Raw genomic sequence first — 2,052 nt, forward strand, 5'->3', positions numbered from 1 at the left:
TTTTTGACATACGTGTTTTGTATAGTTACAATATTACCGCTCAAGTTAGGCGACCACGGAGCACCCCAGGTACACAGCGTTGGGGAGTAAGGGGCACGCTTACCCCCAAGGGCTAGCGCGGATTTCTCACACTACTGATGGATTGGGCAAGGGGTAAGCCGATTTTGTCGGCTGCTGGTCCGGCGCGGCGGATGTTCGTGGCGCCGAAGGGCGCTGTCTATGTCGGCAATTTTCTGGGTCTCCGTGGGTCTATGAGTTGTGCCGCGCAATGATCGCGCCGGGGCAGCGCGTGTCATGCCGGGGAGGCGCGGGCGATGGCGGCGATTGCGAGCCGGATTGCGGCGCGTCCCCAGTCTTGCGCGGCCGGACAGGCCGATGCCATGGCGATCCTGATGCGGCGGACGCTGACGCGCACGAGCGCTCCGATCTTGAGCAGCTTGAGACGGATGGTGCCGCAGGTGGCGTTGGCGAAGTCGCTATCGCGCAGCCCGATGCGGCGCAGGGCGCAGAGCAGCACATAGGCCATTGAGTAGAACCACAGGCGCAGCTGGTTGGCCCGCATTGTGGCGGCCGAGGTGCGATCCGCATAGAGGTCGAGCTGGCACTCCTTGATCCGGTTCTCCATCTCGCCGCGGGCGCAGTAGACCTTCTCGTAAAGATACTTGGCCTTGCACTCGTCCCGCCGCAGCGAGGTGACCACGAAGCGCGGATTGGCTTCCCCCTTCGTCCACTCGGCCTTGGCGACGACCCGGCGCCGGCGGCTCCAGGTCCGGCGCGTCGTCCACATGAAGGTCTTGAAGCGGCGCTCCGGCCGGCCGCTGCGCCGGCTCTTGGCGGCGACGAGATCAAGCTCGGTCGCAATCTCGGCGACCAGCCGCTCGTTGCGCGCCAGCCCGAACAGGAAGTCGACGCCGTTGCCCTCGCACCAGGCCATCAGGTCCTCCCGCGCGAAGCCGCTGTCCGCGCGCAACAGAATGCGTGTCCGCGGCCAGCGGGCGCGGATGCGCGCGATCACGCGCGCCACCTCCTCGACCGCGCCGGCCGCCGCATCCATGTCGGCGCTCCGCAGCTTGGCGACCAGCAGGTGACGGCCGCAGAACACGTAGAGCGGCAGATAGCAGTAGCAGTCGTAGTAGCCGTGGAAGAACCGCCCCTCCTGCTCGCCGTGCAACGGATCATCCGTTGCATCGAGATCGAGGATGATCTGCTTGGGAGGCCGCGCGTGCGCCTCCACGAACAGGTCGACCAGCAGGTTCTTGATCGCCACCGGATTGTGGCTGATCTTGTGATAGCGCGTCGGTTCAAGCTTGCTCAGCTCCAGCCGGTTGAGCGTCGACTTGCCGGCCACCGGCGCGCAATCCTCGCGCCGCGCCGCAAGCTTGCCCGCCAACACCGCCATCAGCGGATCGTGGCGCAGTTCGTCGTGGTCGTTGAGATCCTCGTAACCCAGCGCGATCCCGAACACCCGCTGACCGACCAGCGTCGCAACCTCGTGCTCGATCAAGTCCTCGCGCCGCTCGTCGTGAAAGCACGCCGCAAACCGATCGATCAGTCCGATCGCCCGATCCGTCGCGCCCAGAAGCAAAGCACCCGCATCCGAGCTCACCAACCCGCCATCAAACGCCGCTTCCACAGCCCGGCCTTCAACGGTTCCAAAATCAAAGTGTTCTGCGCTACACTCTGTCGGCATCGGGGCTCCTTCCTTCAATCGCCAAAGTCGCTGCAGCACAACGACTTTCGCTGATTCGGAGCCCCGATGCGCCTAATTGGTGTGAGAAATGCAGGCTAGCGATGCGTGGTCCTTGGCCCTCTCAAGATCCCTGCGGCGCTCATCCAATGAAAGCTGTCGGAACTTGTCCCGGACGCTCCCCGCAATCGAATAATTGCCACACGTTGGACAGTTGATCTTCACACCACCGTAACCGGGCGGGCTACGGTCAACAGCAGGGCGTCCACATACCTCACAGAGCACGACTGTGGATTCCCGACAAAGTCGCTCGGCGTTCCGGCAAAACGTGATCCGGCATCCAGCGCCTGGCTGGCGGATAATTT

General features: G+C 63.8%; 1 protein-coding gene. It reads right to left on the minus strand.

Features of this window, described 5'->3' with window-relative positions; all coding sequences use genetic code 11:
* Positions 1-292 precede the first annotated feature (292 nt).
* The gene (locus tag VE128_01825) at positions 293-1,690 is read right to left on the minus strand and encodes an IS1380 family transposase (protein HZD84259.1); all 1,398 of its coding nucleotides are present in this window, start codon (positions 1,688-1,690) and stop codon (positions 293-295) included.
* Between the last annotated feature and the right edge of the window lie 362 nt (positions 1,691-2,052).

It is taken from the genome of Candidatus Angelobacter sp. (assembly GCA_035643775.1).
Classification (GTDB): Bacteria; Bacteroidota; Bacteroidia; order Flavobacteriales; family Blattabacteriaceae; genus DASQPV01.

Excerpts from the sequence above, each read along its gene's own strand:
- VE128_01825 (HZD84259.1), bottom strand. The coding sequence starts at position 1,690 with ATGCCGACAGAGTGTAGCGCAGAACACTTTGATTTTGGAACCGTTGAA.